The sequence below is a fragment of the Magnetospira sp. QH-2 genome (genome assembly GCF_000968135.1).
Lineage (GTDB): Bacteria > Pseudomonadota > Alphaproteobacteria > Rhodospirillales > Magnetospiraceae > Magnetospira.
Genome location: NZ_FO538765.1, coordinates 3097788 through 3118638 on the forward strand (window position 1 = coordinate 3097788; position 20851 = coordinate 3118638).

The following is a 20851-nucleotide window of genomic DNA, read 5'->3' on the forward strand; positions in this document are numbered from 1 at the left end:
TCGGACGATATTGGGGGTAGATATGATTGGAGTCCGATGGTGCGCTTGCTCGCCGCTTTGTTGATGTTATCGCTTTTGGCCCCGCCCATTGCCTGGGCCGCCAAGCCCATTGGTCTGCCCCCTTCCCCTCCGCGCAATGACTTTCTGCTGTCAGACCCTCTGGTCGTCCGGGTGCAGCAGGCCCTCGCCGACGAAGGCCTATACAAGGGTCCCATCAATGGCTTGATGGGGGCTCCCACCGCCCGTGCAATCCGCGCCTACCAGCGACGGTCCGGACTGAAAGAGGACGGCGCGGTCAGCGAGGAACTGGCCCAGCATATCGAGACGGCCTTCCAAATCCGCAATCTGTTGCAGCGCTTGGAAAAAGCGCGCTCCACCAACATTGAAAACGCCCGCAAATCCCTGCTCGACAATCCGGCCACGCGCCATTTGCTGGACGCGCTTCCCGACGGGGCCGAGATCGCGGACCCAACCCGTGACACGACGGCTTGTTTCAGCGCCCCCACACCGGCCTGTCTATTGGGGGAAGCCGCCGAGAGCACCAAGGCCGTATCCCGGGACGAATTGCGCTTCTGGGCGCTGGGCGAAGTGCTGGTGGCACAGGCCAAGGCGGGGTTGGCCGAGGCTGCCACGGAGACCCTGCGCCGCATCGGTGATCCCCGGCTGGTCATGCGGTCTTTGCGCGATATCGCCATCGCCCGCGCCGCCGCAGGCCGCATCGACGAAGCTCTGGAAGCCGCGGCGATCATCCCTGATCCCCTCCGCCGCGCCGAGGCCTTGACCGCCATCGCCAATGAGTCGAAAGACCGGGGCCCCCTGTCGCTGGTTCACGCCTCCTTGGAATCGATCAGCGATCAAGACCGGCGTATCGCGTTGATGACCCGTTTGGCCGTGACCCAGGCCCTTCAAGGCGCGGTGGGTGATGCGGATCACATTCTCCAGCGGGCGGAAAAGATGGCCCGGCGGCCTGAGAACAAAGACATCCTCCAGCCGTCCCTGCGCCGAATTGCCGCCGCACTGGCCGATATGGGGCACCCGGAAAGGGCCTTATCCCTCCTTGATGAAATGACCGATAGCAGCGAACGAACCGCTGTGTTGATTGCTGCGGCCATGGCCCAGGCTCGGAAGGGCCAGACGGATGCCGCCTTGATTACCGCTGAAACAATTGTTGCCGAACGCTATCGGCCCAGCGTGCTGGCTCAGATCGCCCTTTCCCAAGCAAAGGCCGGGGCTCTAACTTCCGCCCGCGCGACCCTCGATCGGGCGCTTAGCGAAGTTGATGCCATCGAATTCCCTTATGCCAAGGCCTATGCGGCCAGCCGTGCGGTCCTGGCAATGATCGAAATGCTGGCCACCACCAAGGCCTATGACGTGGTGACGGTATTGGAAACCATGGAGCGGATCGAGGACCCTCGCCTAAAAGCGGAAGCTCTTTGGGCCTTAAGCGGTGTGCTGGCCGACCATCACGAAGCTGATGCTCTGCCGGATGTCCGGTTGCGGGCAGAGCAAACCTCTGAAACCATCCGCAGCCGCCTCTCGCGAGTCTGGATGTTTGCTGAACTCACCAGTTCCCGCATGCTCAAAGGCGATGTGCCCGCCGCCCACCGGTCGTTCCGAAAGGGGTTGAGCGTGGCCGCCGACATGGGCAATGCCTGGGGTCGCGCCCGGGCCTTGGCCAAGCTGGCATCAGCTTTGGTGGATCTTGAAAAGTAGATGGTCAACGACCGGAATGGAAATAGCGCAGCCAGTGAGTCAGCGCTGTGACCAGCCGCAATAGAAACTGCTTCACCGCCCCCCGGTTGGCCAACGTGGGCAGGGAGATCGAGGCCGTCACCAAACGCTCGGCCAACAGCAAGGCATGGTCGGGAGTCAATTCCGCATGGATCTCGTCTGCCGGTGACTCGGCATTGAACAGACGCAGCAGCAGCACATCGCCGTCCACACGGACCGACAGCCGGACCGGGACGGGTTCGGGTGTCGGTGGCCGTTGCCCATAGGGCAGGCTCGTTGCCTCGCCGAACAGGTCGGACGAGCCCATGGATGGCGCCAGGCCGCCATTCATGCTGGGCGTCAGTGTCGGGTCGCTTCCCGGCTGCATCGATCACCTCGGAAAAAAATGCACCAGGATCGAGACTAAAGGCGCTGCCTTATAAAAGGGTTAACGAGGCCCATTACAGTTTGTGATTTTGATAATGACTCGCGATAAGCAGATCCGTACAATGCGGCGCAGCATTGTCTCTTTTGAAAGACCCGAATCATGGCCAGCCTGTTTCTCGACCAGCTTATGCACTTGTATCTGGAGGCCGCTCCCTGGCTGCTGTTCGGATTGGTCATCGCGGGCGCCATCAAAGCCTGGTTTCCCGAGGACGGTATCAAACGCTGGCTGGGTGGACGCGGATTGAAGCCGACGGTGACAGCCGCCGTGATCGGGGCCCCGCTACCGCTTTGCTCCTGTGGCGTGCTGCCCGCCGCCATCGGCCTTCGCCGGGCCGGCGCGAGCCGCGAGGCAACCACGTCGTTCTTGGTATCGACGCCCGAAACCGGGGCCGATTCCATTGCCATTTCCTATGTCCTGCTCGGTCCCTTCATGACCGTGGCGCGACCCGTTGGCGCCCTGTTCAGCGCCATTGTGACCGGCCTGATGATGATGATCTTACCGCGTGAGCCGGAAAAGACCGCCACGCCCCTGCCCCTTGCCGGACAACCCACCGAAGCCAGCTGCTCCACCGGATGCTGCGGTTCGGACGCGGCACCGGCTGCCGAAAAGAATTCCGTGGTGGCCCGCACGGTTGCCGGTGTGCGCTATGCCCTTACCGATATTCTGCAAGATATCACGCCCTGGCTGGTGTTCGGCTTTCTGGCAGCCGCCGCTGTCGCTGCATTTGTGCCGCCTCAGGCACTGACCCAATGGGGTACCGGATTGATGGGCATGACCATCATGGTGATCATATCCATCCCCATGTATGTCTGCGCCACCGCCGCGACGCCCATCGCCGCCGGATTGCTGATGGCGGGTGTGTCGCCTGGAGCTACCTTGGTATTCCTGCTCGCCGGACCGGCCACCAACATGGCCACCATCGGCGTGGTGCGCAAGGAAATGGGCAATCAAGCCTTGATGGTCTATTTGGGTGGGATCATTGCCACGGCCATCGTGGCCGGGTTCGCTGTCGATTTGATCGCCAACCGCATGGGCATCGATATCGTCGCCGATATCCAGGCCGCCACTGAGATCGTGCCGCTTTGGATTGCCTGGGCGTCCGGTGTCTTGCTGATGATCGCCGTGGCCTGGCCGAAATTGACCGCTATGGTGCCTTCCAAGCAAAAGACCGCCGCCGCCGAGTAACGCAGGCTATTCCGTATTGAGGGAATTAACCGTTCGCTGATCCTCGACGATCATGTGTCGTACAAGGCGCGTTTCCACCCAATTTTCCAGGGTCGGACCGATCATGTCCACGAACCCATGAGGTCCTCGCGCCACAGGCTGCGCACCTCTTCCACCAGTTCCGTATGCAGTTCACGATGGGCATCCAACAGCGGAAAACCCTGTTCGGCGAAAGCCTCTTCTTCTGCCTCAAAATGGTGCTGGGTGTAGAGCAGCAAGGCGTTAAAGGCTTCCTTTAGGATCAATTTATCCTTTTGCTCGTGGACTGCCTTGTAGAGATGGTTGGCCAATTCGAGCAATTGTTTATGCTGCCGGTCAATCATCGGATGACCGGTTAGATAGCTGTCTTTCCAGATAAACCTGGGCATCGCCCCTGCTACCTCGTCATTTGGATTGTCGTCGGTGCCAAAATTTTTGTCTATGCAATGGTGTAACCTAAAATCGGGCATCCTGTCAAAACCCAGATCACGGTATTTGACCGAATGACCCAACCTCTCCAAGCGGCCTCGCCGAAGGATTGATGTGATGGGGGAAAGCCTGTATCAACGGACTGGCTCAGCGCCCGTAGCTCAGTAGGATAGAGCACAAGATTCCTAATCTTGGGGTCGGGGGTTCGAATCCCTCCGGGCGCGCCATTGCCTTAACAGGCTGCTGAAAAAGTCGCAGAACCCGTCAAGAATGACGGCCCTTGGGCAATGTAAACATCACGGTGGTTCCCTCGCTAGGCGCCGAGTCGATCCAGATCCGCCCACCGTGTCGGGCGACAATCTTGCGACATATGGCCAATCCCACCCCGGTTCCTTCGTACCGTTCGCGCTGATGCAGACGCTGGAAGATCACGAATACCTTCTCGTGGTAGGCCGGGTCGATGCCGATCCCATTGTCGCGGACCTCGAATAAAACGTGGTCGCCCATCTCCGTGGCAATGATGGCCACATGCAAAGCGCGATCGGGATGCTGGAATTTGATCGCATTGCTGATCAGTTGATCGAACAGCCGCGCCACTTCATGGGCGTTGCAGGTCAGCAATGGGTCGTCCTCGGGCAGGACGATCCGGGCTCCCGAAACCTCGGCGCCAGGACCCAAATCCGCCATGACTCCATGGAGAATGGATGAAAGAGAGACCGGTTCGCTGTCTTTTGGGGCCTGTCCGACGCGCGAATATTGCAGTAGATCCTTGACCAGCTTGTCTAGCCGCAGGGCGCCTTCGCGGGCGTAGGCGATGAACTCGAGCCCCGAGGCATCCAAGCTGTCCGAGAAATTGCGTTCCAGCAAAGAGACGTAACTGGCGACCATGCGCAATGGCTCGCGCAGGTCATGGGAGGCAACATAGGCAAACTGTTCCAGGTCGGTATTGGATTCCTCCAAGCGTGCCACCAGTCGCGACTGTTTGTCTTCTGCTTCCTTGCGCCGGGAAATATCGGTCAAAGACAACACAGCACCATGGCTCTCTCCCCCTTCAAGGCCCACAGACGCCATGCTGATCAAAAACGTGCGGCGCCCTTTGTCTTTGATGCTCAAGGAAAGCTCGATGCTGAATTCCGTCGTCTCGCCGGTCAGCCCCTGAACAACCTGGACCAAATTGTTGTCTTCGTCTTCATCCAGGAAATCCTGCAAGGGACGATCCACCACAAGATCGGGAGAACGCCCCACGAGGTCGCAAAAGGCCCGGTTGAACTGTTCAACTTCTCCCAGGTCGTTGATGAACAGCAAAGGAGTGGGCGCCGCATCCAAAATGGCTCTGTTCAGGCGGGTCTGCTCCGCCAGGCGGGTCGCGTTGGCATACTCCCTTCGACGGTCCATGCGGATCAAGACAATGGCCAAGGCCAAAAGGATCACAGTGATGAACAGGCCCACCACCACATAGACGATGATCTGATGGCGCCAGGGCGCCAGGGCCTTGTCCGACGACTGGGCGACGACGGCCACAAGCGACAGCTTGTCCACAGAGAAATAGCTGATAATTCTGTGCTGGCCATCGGTGACGGTCCGGGTTTCATAGGTGTTGTGCGGGGTATTCTCAATCTGCCGAAACAACGGCCCATGGAAGAAAGATTTTCCCATCATTTCCGCTTTGAAGGGGGCCCTTGCCACCATGTAGCCATCTCGTCGGACAATGGTCAGGACCACCCCTGACTTCAGGTCGAAGGCGGCAAAGAACCGGTTCAATTGATCCAGTTCGATGGTCCCCAAGACCACACCGTTGAACCTTCCGGTGTCATCCCGCCGGACCCGCGCCACGGGCAAAACCCAGGTGCCGGTGATCTTCCCCAGCATCGGGATGCCGACCAGGGTTTCCAGGTCCGGGTTTTCCTTCAACTTGAAAAAGAAATCCCTGTCGGCCACGGAAATTGTGGCGGCCGGCGCATGGAAGGCGCCGTCCCGACCAGGTATGGCACTTTGACAAAACTGACCGTCGGCATCCACGAGACTGGCGCTAAATAGGATATCGGTGTCCAACACCATTCGCCCCAGTTGATCGGTGATCTCGGGATCAAACGACCTGGACGGGTCGCAGGCCGGCAGATTGCCATCCATCAACTGCAGGCGCGTTTCGATCACCGTAAAGGTCCGCTCCGTGTAGGCCGCCAAACCCCGGGCCAGATTCTCAGAGGCCTCACGCACCGATTGCAACGTGGCATCGCGAGAGCGAAAAATCTCCAGACCGATCCCCGCCCAGACCACAAGCAGGGAAAAAGCTGTCAGAAGTGCCAAAACCAGCATGAAACGCCCGGATGTAATCCGAGCCTTTTCCTCAAACTGAAGGCCGTTCAATTCTACCATGGTGGTCCGTTTTTCCCCCAAGCCATCAATATCAGCCCCTATCCGAAAAGATAAGAAAAAACACCCGGGGACACGGAGGTCGCCTCGCCCAGAGGGTAGAACCGCCCCAATCCGCTTTTGAGATGACCACTATCAATGCCCGATTAAGCTACTTATACGAAACACAGACCAAAATTCCTCCCGAATAGATAATATGGGCGATCACACCCCCCTCACAATCTCAAAAAAAATATGGGTATTGGTCACCATGGCACTTGATAATCATTATCATTACCAATATAAAAAACCATAGAAATATTCGGGTTACCTAATTCGATGGCGCGACTTGGCGCGGATGACTCGAATAACTGAACCACCAAGAACCTTGTGAGACCGCTATGTTGAATCACTCGAGCCATCAAACCGAGCCGGTTTTCACCACCAGGCGGTCGTCAACCCATCGGATTTACCGCTTGCTGGGCGCTATGTTCAGCCCACGCAATGCGCAAGCAACACGGATTCGGTTTCATTAGCCGATTCGGACTCTCTGGGCCCAAGACACTTGAACGACAAAGCACTAACTCGTTGATATATTGGAGCACACAAACCACTTGCTAATGATTATCATTAACGATATGGTGCATGAAACAGCCCGATGAGGGCCGCCAAGACATTCTTTTGATCAGGAGCCAAAACCATGGATCTTATTTCTCTCGCCATCGCCGCCCCCTTGCTAATGCTTTACAATCGCAGCCTTCACAAAGGCGCCGAACAGAAGTATCCTCGCATTCCGCGCCGCTAAATCGGATTCTGGGGACCCGCTAGATCATGGATACAGACAGCCTCATATTGGCCGCAATACTTCTCGCCTGCCTCGCCTATGTGGGCCGCAAGGTTTACCGCATGGTTCGCCCGGGAGCGGGAGGCGCCGCCTGCGGCGGAGGCTGTGGATGTAGTAGCGATACCGCTGCCAGCTGCGGCGCGGCGCCGCAAAAGCCCGTCGAAAGCTGACCTGAGCCCCTTCCCCCCCCTCTCTCAGCCAGATTCGACATATACAAAGGGACCGCTTAGCGGTCCCTTTGTCACGTTCGGATCATTTGAAAAAGATTTATTCCAGCGGCAAGGAATAATAGACTGACAAGGTTTCGGTCCCGGGATTCTTATCACCCAGCCCCGCATTGGAATAATGGGAAACGGCCAGCCCCAGCCGCGAGCGGTCATCGAACCGGTAAGCCACTTCCAACTGCGAGCGGAATTCCAGAGCATGCCCCATATCTAGCTTGTCATCACTACCGGTATAAAAATGAGGCGCGAAACTAGGCGTCGCGACCCACCGCCGACCAAAGTAAATATCCCACAATACGCCAGCCCCGATGAAAGCATGCCCCGAGGTGGCTCCGCCCAAGGCAACAAAAGGCTTGAACTGCACATAGGGCACTTTGTAGTCGGAACGATACTCAAGGCGCAGTTCCGCACCGGGATCCTTGCGGCGGTTGAAGTCGAACCAACCCGCGCTAAAAGACACAAATGCCGGATCATCCGCACGGGCCGATGACATGCCGCTGGTGGTGACCAAAGTGCCGACGGCCAGGGCGATCACAATGGCGCGGCCTACAAACATCATCATTCTCCCGGAAACTCCCAAAATATCCCAGCATCTTAAGGGATCGCCGGTCGGATGCAAGCGGTGTGAACCCCGCCCGATGCCCCGGTGTTGATCCTTGAGACTTTGATTCATTTCCGTTATAAATATGCATTCCAGAGTAGGTAGAATGCAAAAAACCAACCGACCGTCCCTTTGTCGTATCCGACAGGTGTTCGGCTGGTTGGATAAAAAAAACTGACAGGGTGTGGCGGCTTGCGTGCCCCGCGCGAAAGGCAGGCAAAAGGACATGGTCACCGCATCGCCACTATTTGTCCAGCTTCTTGAAAATACTGCGATTTTCGCCCTTACGCTGGCCCTTTATCAACTAATCAAGGATAAAGTCCCGCAACCGGAGTTGCGTGATCTTCTCCTCGGTGGTTCGTTTGGCGGCTTGGCTATTTTGGCCATCACCTATCCCATAACCATCGCGCCCCATGTCATCGTTGACGGTCGTCATGTGATGATCATTACCGCTGCCATCTATGGCAACTGGCGGGTGGCACTACTCACCGCCCTTGCGGTTATCGGATATCGGGTGGGTTGGGTCGGCGGACCAATTGCTCTGACCGCCTTTGCCGCTTCGACCTATGTGACGATCGTCTCAATGCTGGTTGCCCGAGTCTGGCCCTCTGTCAAAAAGAACCCCTTGATGGTCGCCGCCCTGGCCGTGGCCATCCAGTTCACAGCCCTGTTTGCCCTGATATTCGTCCCCGACCCGGATGTTGCGTTGAAGGTCTTCAAGCAGTCCGCGGTTCCACTCAGTCTGGCAGTGGGAGTGGGAGGCTTGGTGCTGTCCTATTTATTGCGTCAGGACGACCATCGCCGCAACGTGGAAGCCCGGCTACGCGCGAGCCAACAACGCCACAAGGGCATCGTCGACAATACGGTTGACGGCATCATTGTCATTGACGAGCACGGCATCGTCGCCGAGTACAATACGGCCGCAACGACCATCTTCGGCTATAGTGCCGAAGAAGTGATCGGCCACAACATCAACATGCTGATGCCGGAGCCGGACAAGGGGCGCCACGATTCCTACCTGTCCAATTTCATCCGAACCGGCGATGCAAAAATAATCGGGATCGGCCGCGAGGTTACCGCCCGGCATAAAAGCGGACGCGAGTTCGCCATGGATTTGGCGGTCAGCGAAGCCCGCATCGGCGGGCGCCGTTATTTCACCGGCGTGGTCCGCGACATCACCGAGCGGCGCGCGGCGGCGGAAGAATTGTCACGTCAGAAATCCCTGTTCCAGGGCATCATCAATCACATGGCCGATGCCTTGGTGATGACCGATCCGGAGCGGCGGATTGTGTTGATCAACCCGGCGGTTAGCGAGCTGTTCGGCTATGACATGAACGACTTGAGCGGCCAGACCACCGCTGTGCTCTACGAGAGTACCGAAGAGTTTGAGCGTCAGGGGCGCTTACGCTTCAACATGACGGCCGAGGAAAAAAGCCGTCCCTACGTGGTTCGCTATAAAGATAAGAATAATCGGGTCTTTTCCGGTGAAACCGTCGGCACGGCCATTCGCGCCGAAGACGGATTGGTGCTTGGCTATCTCGGAATCATTCGCGACATCACCGACCGATTGGCTGTCGAAGAAGACCTGCGTCACTCCGAATCCCGCCTGAAGGAGGCCCAGCGTATCGCCCGCATGGGGAGCTGGGAATGGGACATCGAAACAGGAGAGATTTACTGGTCGGAGGAAATCTACCGTATTTTTGGACGCGACGCGGAGACGTTCACACCCAGCTACGACGCATTCCAGGAGCAAATTCACCCGGATGATCGGGCGGCTGTCCAAGCTTCCAACGAGCGGGCCAAAAACGGACAGCCTCACGATGTGGAACACCGCATCCTGCTGCCCGATGGCGGCGAGCGCTATGTACACGAACAAGGACAGATGCATTTTGCCGAGGATGGTTCGCCGTCGCGCATGACCGGGACCGTTCACGACATCACCGACCGCAAAAATGCGGAACTGGCCTTGCAACGGCACAATCGCGGTCTTGAAGCCCTGAACGAGATCGCCGCTTTGCGTGATGTGTCGGAGGAAGAGCAGTTGAACCGGGCCTTGAAAGTAGGTTCGGAACACTTGGGGCTGGAAATCGGCATCGTCAGCCGGGTCAACGGCGACGACTACGAGGTGATGCAATACATCGCCCCGGAAGGCGTGCCGTTGGAGCCGGGGCAGCACTTCCCCTTGGGCAATACCTATTGCGAGATTACTTTGCGCGAGGATGACGTGGTGGCCATCGACTACATGGGCGGATCGTCCCATGCGGGTCACCCTTGCTACGAAGCCTTCCAATTGGAAGCCTATATCGGGGTTCCCTATTTCATCGGCAATCAATTGGCCGGAACCGTCAATTACTCCTCGCCCACCCCTTACAGGCGACAATTTGACGACGGAGACCATGCTTTCCTGCGCATGATGGCCCGTTGGGTTGGCGCCGTGTTGGAACGCCAAACAACTCAGCACAATTTGGCGCTGAGCGAATCCCGCATGAATGTCAGCCAGTCCTTTGCCAATATCGGCACCTGGGACTGGAATATTCAAGATGGCGGTCTTTACTGGTCAGAGCGCATCGGCCCCTTGTTCGGCTATCCCAAGGGCGATCTGGAGACCAGCTACGAGAATTTCCTCGGGGCCGTGCACCCCGATGACCGACAGGATGTCGTCGACGCGGTCAATGCCTGTGTGGAAACGGGTGCCGAGTACAACATCGAGCATCGGGTGGTCTGGCCCGACGGCACCGTGCGCTGGCTGCTGGAAAAAGGCGATGTGGTCCGCGACGGGGATGGCAAGCCGCTGCAAATGCTGGGCGTGGTTCAGGATATCAATCGGGTAAAATCCGCCGAGGCGGAACTGACGGAGAACAAGGAAGCCCTCGAAGATCTTTACGAAAATGCACCTTCGGCCTACGTCACGATGGACGTGGAAAGCGGCTTGGTGGTGAGACACAACCAGGCGCTCACCGAGCTGTTGGGCTACAGTCGCGACGAACTGGCGACCATGAACGTACTGGAATTCTACGCCGAGGGCGCCGATGGCCTGGAGCGCGCCAAGACGGTCATGCATTTACTCAAACAAGGCCGTGCCACCCAAAACGTCGAACTGCAGATGCAGCGAAAGGACGGCAAGCCCATTTGGGTCAGCCTCTCCGTTTCCCCGCGCACCAATGACAGTGGACAGGTGGTCGAGAGCCGGTCCATCGTTGTCGACATCACCAAGCGCAAACAAGTGCAGCAGGATCTGGAAAAGGCCCGCGAGGCCGCCGATGCAGCCAACGCCGCCAAGTCCGAGTTCCTTTCGGCCATGAGCCACGAACTACGCACGCCGCTGAACGCCATTCTCGGCTTTGCCCAGTTGCTCGACAGCAGTCGGCGGGAACAGCTTTCCGAGAAGCAAAAACGCCATGTGGACCAAATTCACAAGAGCGGTAAACACCTGCTCGACCTGATCAACGAGGTTTTGGATCTGGCCAAGATCGAAGCCGGCAAACTCTCTGTATCCATCGAATCCATCAGCCTGTCTTTGGTACTGCAAGAGTGCCTGGCCTTGGTCGAGTCGCTGGCCCGGGACCGGGATATCGATCTTGTCTACAACGATGATCGCAATGGCTCGCTTGCCGTTCTCGCCGACTACACCCGTCTGCGGCAGATTCTGCTCAACCTGCTTTCCAATGCCATCAAGTACAACAAGAAAGGCGGGACCGTCACGGTGAGCGTCCAAGAACCGGTGGATGAATTCATCCGCATATCGATCACCGACACCGGCCCCGGAATCGCACCGGAAAAACAAGAGGCCTTGTTCGAACCCTTCAACCGCCTGGGAGCCGAAAGCTCCGAGATCGAGGGGACTGGCATTGGTCTAGCCCTGACGCGGAAGATGGTCGAGCATCTTGGTGGTCGGGTCGGCTTTAGCAGCACACTGGGTGAGGGCAGCACGTTCTGGATCGAGGTGGCCGTGGGCGAGGATCGGGTGGTGGTCAATACCACCCTTGCCGGAAGCTTGCCTTACGATACATTCCAGGATGGCACCCTGCCGCAACGGGTGCTGTATGTGGAAGACAATCCCGCCAATCAGACCTTGATGGAAGAGATCTTTGATGAACTGCCCGGCCTGACGCTCACGATTGCCAAGGATGCCGAGGTGGGACTCTCCTTGGCCAAGTCCGAAGAGCCTGAAGTTATTTTAATGGACATCAATCTTCCCGGTATCAGTGGACTGGATGCCTTGAAGATACTCAAGACCGACAAGGCAACCTTGAATATCCCCGTAATCGCGTTGTCAGCGGATGCCACCCTCTCGACCCAACGAATGGGCATGGCAGCCGGCTTCACTGCATACTTGACGAAGCCGGTTGAAATCGACGACCTTATGGCAACGCTGCGTTCCGCCCTTGGAGGCAAAAAAGAATGACAACGGCCCCCCCGGCCCCAACACAGGCTCTGGACTTGACCACGGCTCGAATCCTGATTGTCGATGACAATCCGGTCAATGTGGCGTTGCTTGAGGAAATCCTCGAGGACGAGGGCTACAGCAATATTCAAACCAGCACGGATTCCCCCGTGGGGCTGAACATGTTTGAGCAGGAGCGCCATGATCTGGTACTGCTCGACATTCGCATGCCTGATTTGGATGGTCACGAGTTCATGGCCAGCATGCGGGAGTTGCTGGGCGGTGACTACCTGCCGGTGATCGTCCTGACCGCGCAAATCGATGTGGAAACAAAGCATCGAGCCTTGGAAGCCGGGGCTCGCGACTTTTTGACCAAGCCCTTTGATCGGGTTGAAGTGCTGCACCGAATCCGCAACATGCTCGAAGTTCGGCTGCTCTACAAAGAGCGCCAGCGGCAAAACGAGCACCTGGAAGACATGGTGCGTCAACGCACCCGCGAACTGGAAGCCACCCGCCTGGAAATCATCCGTCGGCTTGGCCGCGCGGGTGAATACCGGGACAACGAGACCGGCATGCATGTGATTCGCATGTCCAAGTCTTGTCAGGTCCTGGCTCTGGCGGCGGGCCTGGGCGAAGAAACGGCGGAAATGATTCTTCAGGCCAGTCCCATGCACGATGTGGGCAAGATCGGGATTCCCGACAATATCCTGCTCAAGCCCGGCAAGCTGGAAGGCGAGGAGTGGGAGATCATGAAAACCCATGCCGAGATTGGCGGCTCTATTTTGGGTGAACATGACTCACCGATCATGAGTCTGGCCAGTTCCATCGCCCTGTGTCATCACGAGAAATGGGATGGTACAGGCTATCCCAATGGCCTCAAGGGCGAGGAAATTCCCATCGAGGGCCGCATCGCCGCTGTCGCCGATGTGTTCGATGCCCTGACGTCAGAACGACCGTATAAAAAAGGCTGGTCGGTGGCCGATGCCCTGAATTTCATCAATGAGCAGTCTGGCAAACAATTCGATCCGAAGCTGGTGGTTTTGTTCAACGAAAACCTGGATGCCATCCTGGAGATCCGTGAGCAATACGCCGATCCGGGCCAGTCGGACTGAATCCATCACCCTAACAAGTGTTTCATCCGCTCGGTTGCCGCGACCAATTCAGCGCGAATGCCAGGCTCCAATGCCGAATGCCCGGCATCGGGAACGATCGTATAACTGGACCCGGGCCAGGCGCGCGCCAAGTCATCGGCACTACAGGGCGGGCAAATCACGTCATAGCGGCCCTGAACGATGGCACAGGGCAGATGAGCAATCTTTCCAATGCTCTCGAGCAGCGGAGAGTCCAGAAACATGTCGTGGATAAAGTAGTGCAACTCCATGCGCGCCAAACTCAAAGCACCCACATCGCTTTGCCCTAAGGAGTCCATATCCTTGGGGATCAAGGTCGAGCAACCGGCCTCGTAATCGCGCCAGGCGCGGGCAGCGGGCATATGTATGTCCGGATCCGGGTCTTGCAACCGTCGTCGGTAACCGCTCAGAAGATCATCCCGCTCCTCATGGGGAAGGAATTCCACGAACCGCCGTCGGGCTTCGGGAAAGAACAGTCCAATGCCATTCAAAAACCAATCTGTCTCGTGGGATCGCCCCAGAAACACGCCTCGAAGCACGAAGCCAAGGCATCGTTGCGGATGGGCCACGCCATAGGCCAGGGCCAAGGTACTGCCCCAAGAGCCCCCAAACAGCATCCATTGGTCGATGCCGATATATTGGCGAAGCTGTTCCAGGTCCGCCACCAAGTGGGACGTGGTGTTGTCACGGATTTCCCCATGGGGTCGGGATCGGCCGCAGCCCCGCTGGTCATAGAGGATCACCCGATAGGCATCGGGATCGAAAAAACGTCGATGGACCGGTCCGGCTCCGGCCCCGGGACCGCCGTGCAGGAAAACCACGGGGATTCCCTGGGGATTCCCCGATTCCTCCCAGTACATCTCATGTCGCGGGTCTAACGGCAGCATGCCATGGCGTCGGGCCCCGCTGTCAGGGTACAGATCGCTACGCGGACTCAATGGACGATCATTTTTAAATCGCCCCGGTCGGGCAACGGCTGCCCCGGCTTGAGGTCGTTGAGCACCCGGAAGGCTGCATGGTTGTACTCACCATAGGGAAGGTTGGAGGCCAGGCGATCCAAGGACTCTCGGGTCTGCCCCCGGCTGATGCGCAGCCGCAAAGGTTTGACATTGGCGGCCTCGCGCTCGCTCAGACGCTTGAAGCTGTAGGTGGTCTCGCGCAGGGCCACGTTGAAGGCGGCGGTCTGCTGCGGCGGGGTGATAAACAGGAAGCGGAAAACACTTTCCGCGTCATTGCGAAACACCACCGGACGCACATCCTTGCCGGAAATCTTGGTCATCCCCGTTGCCGCCTGCAATCCGTTGACGGTCAGCGGTTCCACGTCGCTGAAACTGGCCTTGCGACCCCATTCATCGCGGAGGTAGGAAACCACGTCCCTATTCTTTTCCGGTCGGTCCATATCGAACACGATCGCCGCGCCCTTGGGATGCTTGGCAATCACCTTGCTTTCGGTGTTATGCAACTGGAAGCCCTTGGGCACGGTGAACTCCATGCGCAGGGTCGGATGCACGAACCGCTGGCCGATGATCAGGCCCTGCTCCGGATCTTCGCCGTATAGCATGCCGTCGATATGGTCCAAGTAGCGCTCTCTAGCCAGAACCGGATTGGCCGAACGATATTGCTTGCCATGCTCGATGGCGGCCTGTACCCGGTCGACGGTACGGGGATGCGTGGACATCATGTTGAATTCGTCCACCGAGCCCTTGGGCAGACCCTTTATTTCCGCTTCCACCTGGCTGTGGTCGCGCAGGGTATCGAGGAAGGTGACCATGGCATCGGGGTCATAGCCGCTGCGGCTGATATAGCGCACCCCCAGCATGTCGGCCTCGAATTCCTGTTGCCGGGAATAGCTTTGCAAGAAGGCGTTGGCCGCCAGTCCGCCGATCTGTGACACGGCTGAAGACCCGGTGGCCACGCTCAACACCGTCAGCCCGACCTGCGCCAGCATGGATTGGCTCAGACGCTCGGCGGTATGGCGGGCATTCACATGGCCCAGTTCATGGGCCAACACCCCGGCCAGCTCTGCCTCGTTGGACGCCAGTGCCACCAGCCCCCGCGACACCGACACATATCCACCAGGCAGGGCGAAGGCATTGACAATGGGCGTATTCAAAATGGTGAAGGTATAAGGCAGGTCAGGATGCTCGGTGCGCTTGCCCAGTTCCTTGCCGATGGACGTGACATAGGATTCAAGCCGCGCATCTTCATAGCGTCCGCCAAAAGCCTTGACCAAGCCGGGATTTTCCTTCTTTCCCAGGGCCACATCATCATCGATGGAATAGACGCCGGTAAAGCTGGTCCGCCCGGTGGCCGGATTGGTGGCGATACAGCCGGGGAGGCTTCCCAAGGCCCCGGCGGCCACAAGGCCAGTTGTGAATTGGCGGCGGGTCAGCGTCATGATCCGGTCTCCTTTGTTGCGAATCATATGGGATTTTACTTAGGTGTCGGCAATGGGGCTAGAAGTTCCAGTTGCTCTGGGTGGCTCACATCGATCATCGGGCCATTGTACTTCTTCAGCCAGCCCCGCACCCGGACCTTCCGGCCCTTTAGGCTCAAAGGATCGAGCTCGGCCTTTCGGAACAGCTTGGCCGCCTTCTTTTTGATGCGAATGGTGAAATCCGTGCGCCAGTCCTTGCCGAAATTGAGATAGACCGTGCCGCGTACATCGGCGGCGGCATGCACCCGGCCTTCCACCAGTTGAAATGTTCCGACCAGTCCATCCAAGCGTTCATGGCGCCGCAGGGCATAGAAGGGATGATCCCAGATCTGGGCCTCCGCCTGCCGGGCCCGGCGTTCCAGCACCAGCATATCATTCACCAGCGAGCGATTGTCGGGGAAGCTGTAGACCCGCGCCAGTCCCCGCGCCAGCATCTCCCCTTGCAGCCACATATCATCCTCGACCCGGTAGAGATGGGCCAGCAATCGGCCATGACGGTCCATTTCCTGGCCCCCGTGGATCAGCCGCACCCGACGACCCAGAGTCAGTGTCTCCAATACATCCTTTGCGATGTCGGCCAACGGCCAGGTCTTGAAGTTCTTGCGGCCCAGGGGCAACTTCGGCGCCTGGATACCCACCAAGCGTACCTCGTTGGAGTTTTGGAGTTTTCGATCCAGAATAACCGTGTCCCCATCCACCACCTCGACCACCAAGGCCGTGCCGCCGTCTCTGAGGTCCGCCGCACCCGCGCGCCAGGAAAGCAACAAGAAGACAAGGGCGATCGCGATCTTACCCATGCAACAACTCCGGTCTGCCCAGCAACCGCGCCACCGCCCGCTCGAACATCGCAACGGAGATATCCACCCCATCCACCTCGCGCCCGGCTAGGGAGGCGCAGAGATTGACCGCTGCCGCCGGTTTTTCCTGTCCGGCGATCAACAGATCCAAGGCGGGACCCTCCCCGTCGGCCAAATCCCGCAACACCATCGGACTGGCCATGGCCACGTCATGGATGAGCGGAAATCCCAGCATATGATCCAGACCCGTGAGGAATTTGGGACCAACGAACTGCGGCACCATATCGCCCTTATGCCGTCCCACCAGCCTTTGGCAGGCATGAATGTAGAAATCCAGAAACGGATTATCGGGCCGGAACAGGCAGACGGCGTTATGGACATTGCGCCGGGCCACCGGCCTTCCCTGTTTATCAGGCTGCACCCAAAGCTCGGCGCCAAATCCATACAAGTCGTCCAGCCAGGGATCAAAGCCCGGCCCCTCGGTGATCAGAATATCCGCGTCCAGCCACAGCACGGCCTCGGCGCCATCGGCCAACCCCTGTCGCGCCAATAACAGGCGACCCAGGTCGGTCCCCACCTGCGGACGATTGATGGTCTTGGCCCGATAGTCTTGCGGCAACAGATCGAAGATCTCATCACCCACGAAGCGATATTGGTGTCCTTCCGCCTTGGCCCAGGTCCGCACGGAACCCAGACAGGCCTCGATCCAGCCGGGCACCGTTGTCCGGCGAAAGGATTGAACGACCAGCGCCATCAGTCTTTTGCAACCTCGGGCAGACTCTCTGGGTTCGCCGATACCGCCGTCATGACGATTTCGTCGCCCAAATCATAGGCACGCACGCCGAAGGTCATGGGCTCGGCCAAGAGTTCTTTCAGGGCCTGGATCGTGTCCACCATGACCTGGGAATTCGGGGTCTGGGCGGTGAGCACCGCGAAGGTATTCACATCCAGGCGGGCCAGGGTATCGGTTTCCCGCAGCTTGGTGCGCAGCCGCCGGGTGATTTTGCGATACAGGCGATGCGCCGCCCCGGCGCCCAGTTCCATCGCCACCGCTTCGGCACCAGGCAGCGATATGACGATCACCCCATGAGCCTCCACCTCTTCCAGGTCCGCCAACCGGGCCTCCAGATTGGCACGATTGGGCAGACGGGTCTCGGCATCAAACAAGGAGGTCCCGCCACTCATGTCACGCATCATGGCCTCGAAACGACGGGAAATGATGCGCAGTAGATTGACCGTCAGACCCGGGTTTTCCTCGATCAGCTTGAAAAACACATCCTGGTTGATGCGCAGGGCCTGCACCTCTTCCTCGGCCCGCAGCGTGGCCGTGCGCGGAGTCTCGCAAAGCAGGGCCAATTCACCCACCAGGTCCCCTTTGACGCGGCGAGCCACGACCTTGGGGCCGTCGGCTGTGCGCACCTCCACCTCCGCCACCCCGTCGAGGATCACATAGGCCGCCTCGCCCAGTTCCCCTTGCCGCATCAGCCGGACCCCCGCCGGAAAAGTGACCCTGTCGGCGGTAAAGGCCAATAACATCAACTCCGACCCCGATAATCCTTCAAAGAACGGTACTCGGCGCAGCACTTCGGCTTCCTGGCGCAACTCGCTGCCTGCGCCTTCTTCCGTCGGAGTCTCGCTACGGGTGGGCGGCGGCAGAGTCGGGGCGCCGCCTTCAGTTTCTTCAACCAGACGCCCCTGGCTCATTCGGAACGTTCGATCAAAAACCTGTCCATCCTCCAGATCGTTGGCGACCCAAAGCATCCCCCGGCCCGCCATCTCGCCGCGCAGGTCCCGGCTCAGGGCCGAGCGGGTATCACTGTCAAAGATGGAGAAGGCATCATTGAGCACCATGAAGGCCGGTTTCTTTAGCAAGGAGCGGGCCAAGGCAAGCTTCTGTCGCTGCACCGGCGACAGGCGCCGTCCTCCGACACCCACGTCGGTCTCCAGCCCGGCCTCGACGATCGCGCTATGCAGGCCGCGATCTTCCACCACCTCGGACAACACGTCACCGATGCCGTCCATGCCATTCCCCCCGGAGTCGCCCACCCGCCCGAACAACAGATTGTCGCTGATGGATCCGGCGCGGCTGTAGCGCTCCAACTGGTAGAACTCCACCAGCCCCTCCCCCTTGGACGGCAAGAATTCCGGCAACCGCCGACGGGCCTCAAGAATTTTGGCCTCCGCCTCCTCATCGATGATTCCCAATCGATGGCGGGCCGGGGTCAGGCGCAGGGTCAAGGACAGCAGCAACGTCCGGTCTTCTTCGTTCAGGGCTGCAACACCGTCGCTCTTGGCCAGACTGACCACCCGCTTGAGATCGGCCAGGTCTTCTTGATCAATGAACGAGAATCGCTCGAAAAACTCATGGCCTGGCGGCAAGTCCCGGAAAATCTCCCCCATCAGCGCCGCGACCTTGACTCCCTTCTCCAGCATCTCGGTACGCAGGTTCAAGGCGTCCAACATGGCCAGCACCCCGGCATGAGTGGCCATGGCCTCGGGTTGCAGTTCCGGTACCAGGGGCGCGCCGAACAGGATATTCTCGGCCACCGAGGCATTGTGATTGAAGCGATCGCTGCGGAATACCTCGAACCGGTCAGCCAAGGGGGAGTCATCCAGTCGCCGATGGATCTCCGCGCGGGCTTCCAAAACCTTGGTCTCGAAAGATTCCGATGCGCCGCCGTCAACCACCCTACGCAGACCGAGACTGAAAACGTCGTCCTCCAATCCCGTATGGCGCAGGGCACGGATGGCCAATCGGGTCAGGCTGTCGTCCTCATCGGTTTGCAAACGACCGGCGCCCAGCCAGTCACCCTCTATCGAATAGAGGCTGTTGCCCGAAGCGAGGCTCTCGTCGTCGGTTTCGTCATTGGCGGGTGGCCCCTGCATCAGGCCATAGAACAAATTCTCGCGGATGGTTCCGGAACGCACGAAGGCTTCGGGGTCCACATAGGCCATATGGCGGCCCAGGGCGGCGTCGGGGATGCTGTCTAAAGTTTGATCGCCGATGGTCACACGTCCCCGGGACGGCGCCAACAGGCGGGTCAACACCAGCGCCAGCTCCGTTCGCCCGCCGCTACTGGGTCCCAACAGGGCCGCATGCTGATCGGGGGCCAAATCCAGAGTGGCCCCATCAATGACCCGGGTGCCGTCTTCTTCCACCAGCGCGATATTGCTGGCTTGAACCGGGCCGAAGGCAGGAAGATCTGCCCCTTCCTTGGCCTCGATCAGCGTTTCGGCGAGCATGCCCGGTGGATCGAACTGTTCGACCACCTGATTGAACTTGATCCGCGAATCTTCGAGCTTCTGATAGTAGTTCAGCAGTTCCTTCCAGGGCGCCGAGATATCTTTGTAGGCGGCCAGCACCGCCACCAGGGCGCCGAAGGACAGATCCCCCTTGATCACCAGATAGCCGCCGATGGCATAGAAGAAAAATGGTGTCAGCTGATTGAGGAAGTTGTTGAGAAACTTGATGAAGAATTTGGTCTTGTACAGGTCGGCGCGGATGCGGAACAGTTCCCCCAGGCGATGGCTGAAGTCGGCCAATTCGAATTGCGCCGTGCCATGCACATGGATCTCCCGCGCCCCCGCCACCGTCTCGCCGATGCGTTCCGACAGCTTGCGCGCCTTGGCCACCCTTTGCTTGGCCAGCATGTTGACCTTGCGTTGCAGCTTCGGGATCACATAGGCCTGAATGGGATATAGCGAAATGGCGGCGGCGCCGAGCAACGGATCTTGCACAAACATGAACACCAAGATGGTCAGCAAGGTGCCGCCCTGGAAGGCGGGCAGCGAGATGGCTTCGCCGAAGAAGCCGCCCACCTGCTCGGTTTCCTGCACCACCATGGCCACCACCTCGCCTGACGAGACGGTGCGGAAGTGCGGCTGTGGAAAACGCAATACCCGATGCAATAGCATGTATCGGAATCGGCGCAGCACCCGTTCAGCCATCACCCCGCGATAGACATTGATGAAGTATTTCAGGCCGCCGTTGATCAAGACCATGGTCAGGAACAGGCCGGACAAAACGAACAGATAGGGGATCTGCTCAAAGGTCTGGCCCATGAACGCCACCGGCTTTCCATCACCGCCGATGGCCTCGTTGATGATGGTTTTGGGCAGCTCCAGGTAAAAATACAGCACTGGCAGCGAGACCGCCGTCACCGCCAGAAGCAATATCTGCTGCGGTGTGCTGTATTTGAGGATAAAGGCGAAAAGTCCCTTGTTCATGGCCGCCGTCCTCCCGATCACGAAATGCTTATCAAGATTTGTATGTGAAAGCGGCGCCCGGGTCC

Annotated in this window: 14 protein-coding genes and 1 tRNA gene; 6 read left to right on the plus strand and 9 right to left on the minus strand. The window is 58.7% G+C overall.

Annotated features, from left to right (window positions below; all coding sequences use genetic code 11):
- The first annotated feature begins 36 nt into the window (after nt 1-36).
- Complete coding sequence (locus MGMAQ_RS14655; protein WP_046022130.1) at nt 37-1713, plus strand: peptidoglycan-binding protein; 1677 nt, start codon at nt 37-39, stop codon at nt 1711-1713.
- A 4-nt stretch (nt 1714-1717) separates the two neighbouring features.
- Here MGMAQ_RS14655 and MGMAQ_RS14660 read toward each other — a convergent pair whose 3' ends face one another.
- Nucleotides 1718-2098: a hypothetical protein gene (locus MGMAQ_RS14660; RefSeq protein ID WP_148560982.1), complete on the minus strand. Its 381-nt coding sequence runs from the start codon at nt 2096-2098 to the stop codon at nt 1718-1720.
- Between the two features lie 159 nt (nt 2099-2257).
- Here MGMAQ_RS14660 and MGMAQ_RS14665 point away from each other — a divergent pair, with 159 nt between their 5' ends.
- On the plus strand, nt 2258-3343 hold the full coding sequence (locus MGMAQ_RS14665) for an SO_0444 family Cu/Zn efflux transporter (protein ID WP_046022132.1): 1086 nt from the start codon (nt 2258-2260) through the stop codon (nt 3341-3343).
- 101 nt (nt 3344-3444) lie between these two features.
- Here the strand turns inward: MGMAQ_RS14665 and MGMAQ_RS20480 are convergent, their stop codons facing one another.
- The gene (locus MGMAQ_RS20480) at nt 3445-3750 is read right to left on the minus strand and encodes a bacteriohemerythrin (protein ID WP_158498872.1); all 306 of its coding nucleotides are present in this window, start codon (nt 3748-3750) and stop codon (nt 3445-3447) included.
- A gap of 190 nt (nt 3751-3940) precedes the next feature.
- Here MGMAQ_RS20480 and MGMAQ_RS14675 point away from each other — a divergent pair.
- Nucleotides 3941-4017 (plus strand) — tRNA-Arg (locus tag MGMAQ_RS14675).
- Between the two features lie 37 nt (nt 4018-4054).
- Here the strand turns inward: MGMAQ_RS14675 and MGMAQ_RS19795 are convergent.
- Complete coding sequence (locus MGMAQ_RS19795; protein WP_148560983.1) at nt 4055-6166, minus strand: ATP-binding protein; 2112 nt, start codon at nt 6164-6166, stop codon at nt 4055-4057.
- Between the two features lie 807 nt (nt 6167-6973).
- On the opposite strand from MGMAQ_RS19795, the gene MGMAQ_RS20485 reads away from it, so the two are divergent.
- Nucleotides 6974-7156, plus strand: a complete 183-nt coding sequence (locus MGMAQ_RS20485) for a FeoB-associated Cys-rich membrane protein (protein WP_082085464.1) — start codon at nt 6974-6976, stop codon at nt 7154-7156.
- A gap of 97 nt (nt 7157-7253) precedes the next feature.
- On the opposite strand, the gene MGMAQ_RS14685 is transcribed toward MGMAQ_RS20485, so the two are convergent.
- Nucleotides 7254-7772: an acyloxyacyl hydrolase gene (locus MGMAQ_RS14685; protein ID WP_046022133.1), complete on the minus strand. Its 519-nt coding sequence runs from the start codon at nt 7770-7772 to the stop codon at nt 7254-7256.
- 373 nt (nt 7773-8145) lie between these two features.
- On the opposite strand from MGMAQ_RS14685, the gene MGMAQ_RS14690 reads away from it, so the two are divergent.
- Both MGMAQ_RS14690 and MGMAQ_RS14695 read left to right on the plus strand, forming a co-directional pair.
- Entirely contained in the window at nt 8146-12216 is a 4071-nt protein-coding gene (locus tag MGMAQ_RS14690; protein ID WP_158498873.1) for a PAS domain S-box protein, read from the plus strand.
- Complete coding sequence (locus MGMAQ_RS14695; RefSeq protein ID WP_046022135.1) at nt 12213-13307, plus strand: HD domain-containing phosphohydrolase; 1095 nt, start codon at nt 12213-12215, stop codon at nt 13305-13307. Before MGMAQ_RS14690 ends, MGMAQ_RS14695 begins: the two co-directional genes overlap by 4 nt.
- A gap of 5 nt (nt 13308-13312) precedes the next feature.
- Here the strand turns inward: MGMAQ_RS14695 and pip are convergent, their stop codons facing one another.
- Genes pip through MGMAQ_RS14720 form a run of 5 tightly spaced genes read right to left on the minus strand, consistent with a single transcriptional unit; the run spans nt 13313 to nt 20786 of the window.
- Nucleotides 13313-14212: a prolyl aminopeptidase gene (gene pip / locus MGMAQ_RS14700; protein WP_046022136.1), complete on the minus strand. Its 900-nt coding sequence runs from the start codon at nt 14210-14212 to the stop codon at nt 13313-13315.
- 47 nt (nt 14213-14259) lie between these two features.
- A complete protein-coding gene (locus MGMAQ_RS14705) occupies nt 14260-15723 on the minus strand; it encodes a M48 family metalloprotease (protein WP_046022137.1) in 1464 nt (487 codons plus the stop codon).
- 35 nt (nt 15724-15758) lie between these two features.
- Nucleotides 15759-16559, minus strand: coding sequence for a thermonuclease family protein (locus MGMAQ_RS14710; protein ID WP_052716425.1), 801 nt, complete (start codon nt 16557-16559; stop codon nt 15759-15761).
- Nucleotides 16552-17313, minus strand: coding sequence for a hypothetical protein (locus MGMAQ_RS14715; RefSeq protein ID WP_046022138.1), 762 nt, complete (start codon nt 17311-17313; stop codon nt 16552-16554). Before MGMAQ_RS14715 ends, MGMAQ_RS14710 begins: the two co-directional genes overlap by 8 nt.
- Nucleotides 17313-20786 (minus strand): ABC transporter transmembrane domain-containing protein, encoded by a 3474-nt coding sequence (locus tag MGMAQ_RS14720; RefSeq protein ID WP_052716426.1) that lies wholly within the window; start codon nt 20784-20786, stop codon nt 17313-17315. The genes MGMAQ_RS14715 and MGMAQ_RS14720 overlap by 1 nt, the downstream gene beginning before the upstream one ends.
- Nucleotides 20787-20851 lie beyond the last annotated feature (65 nt).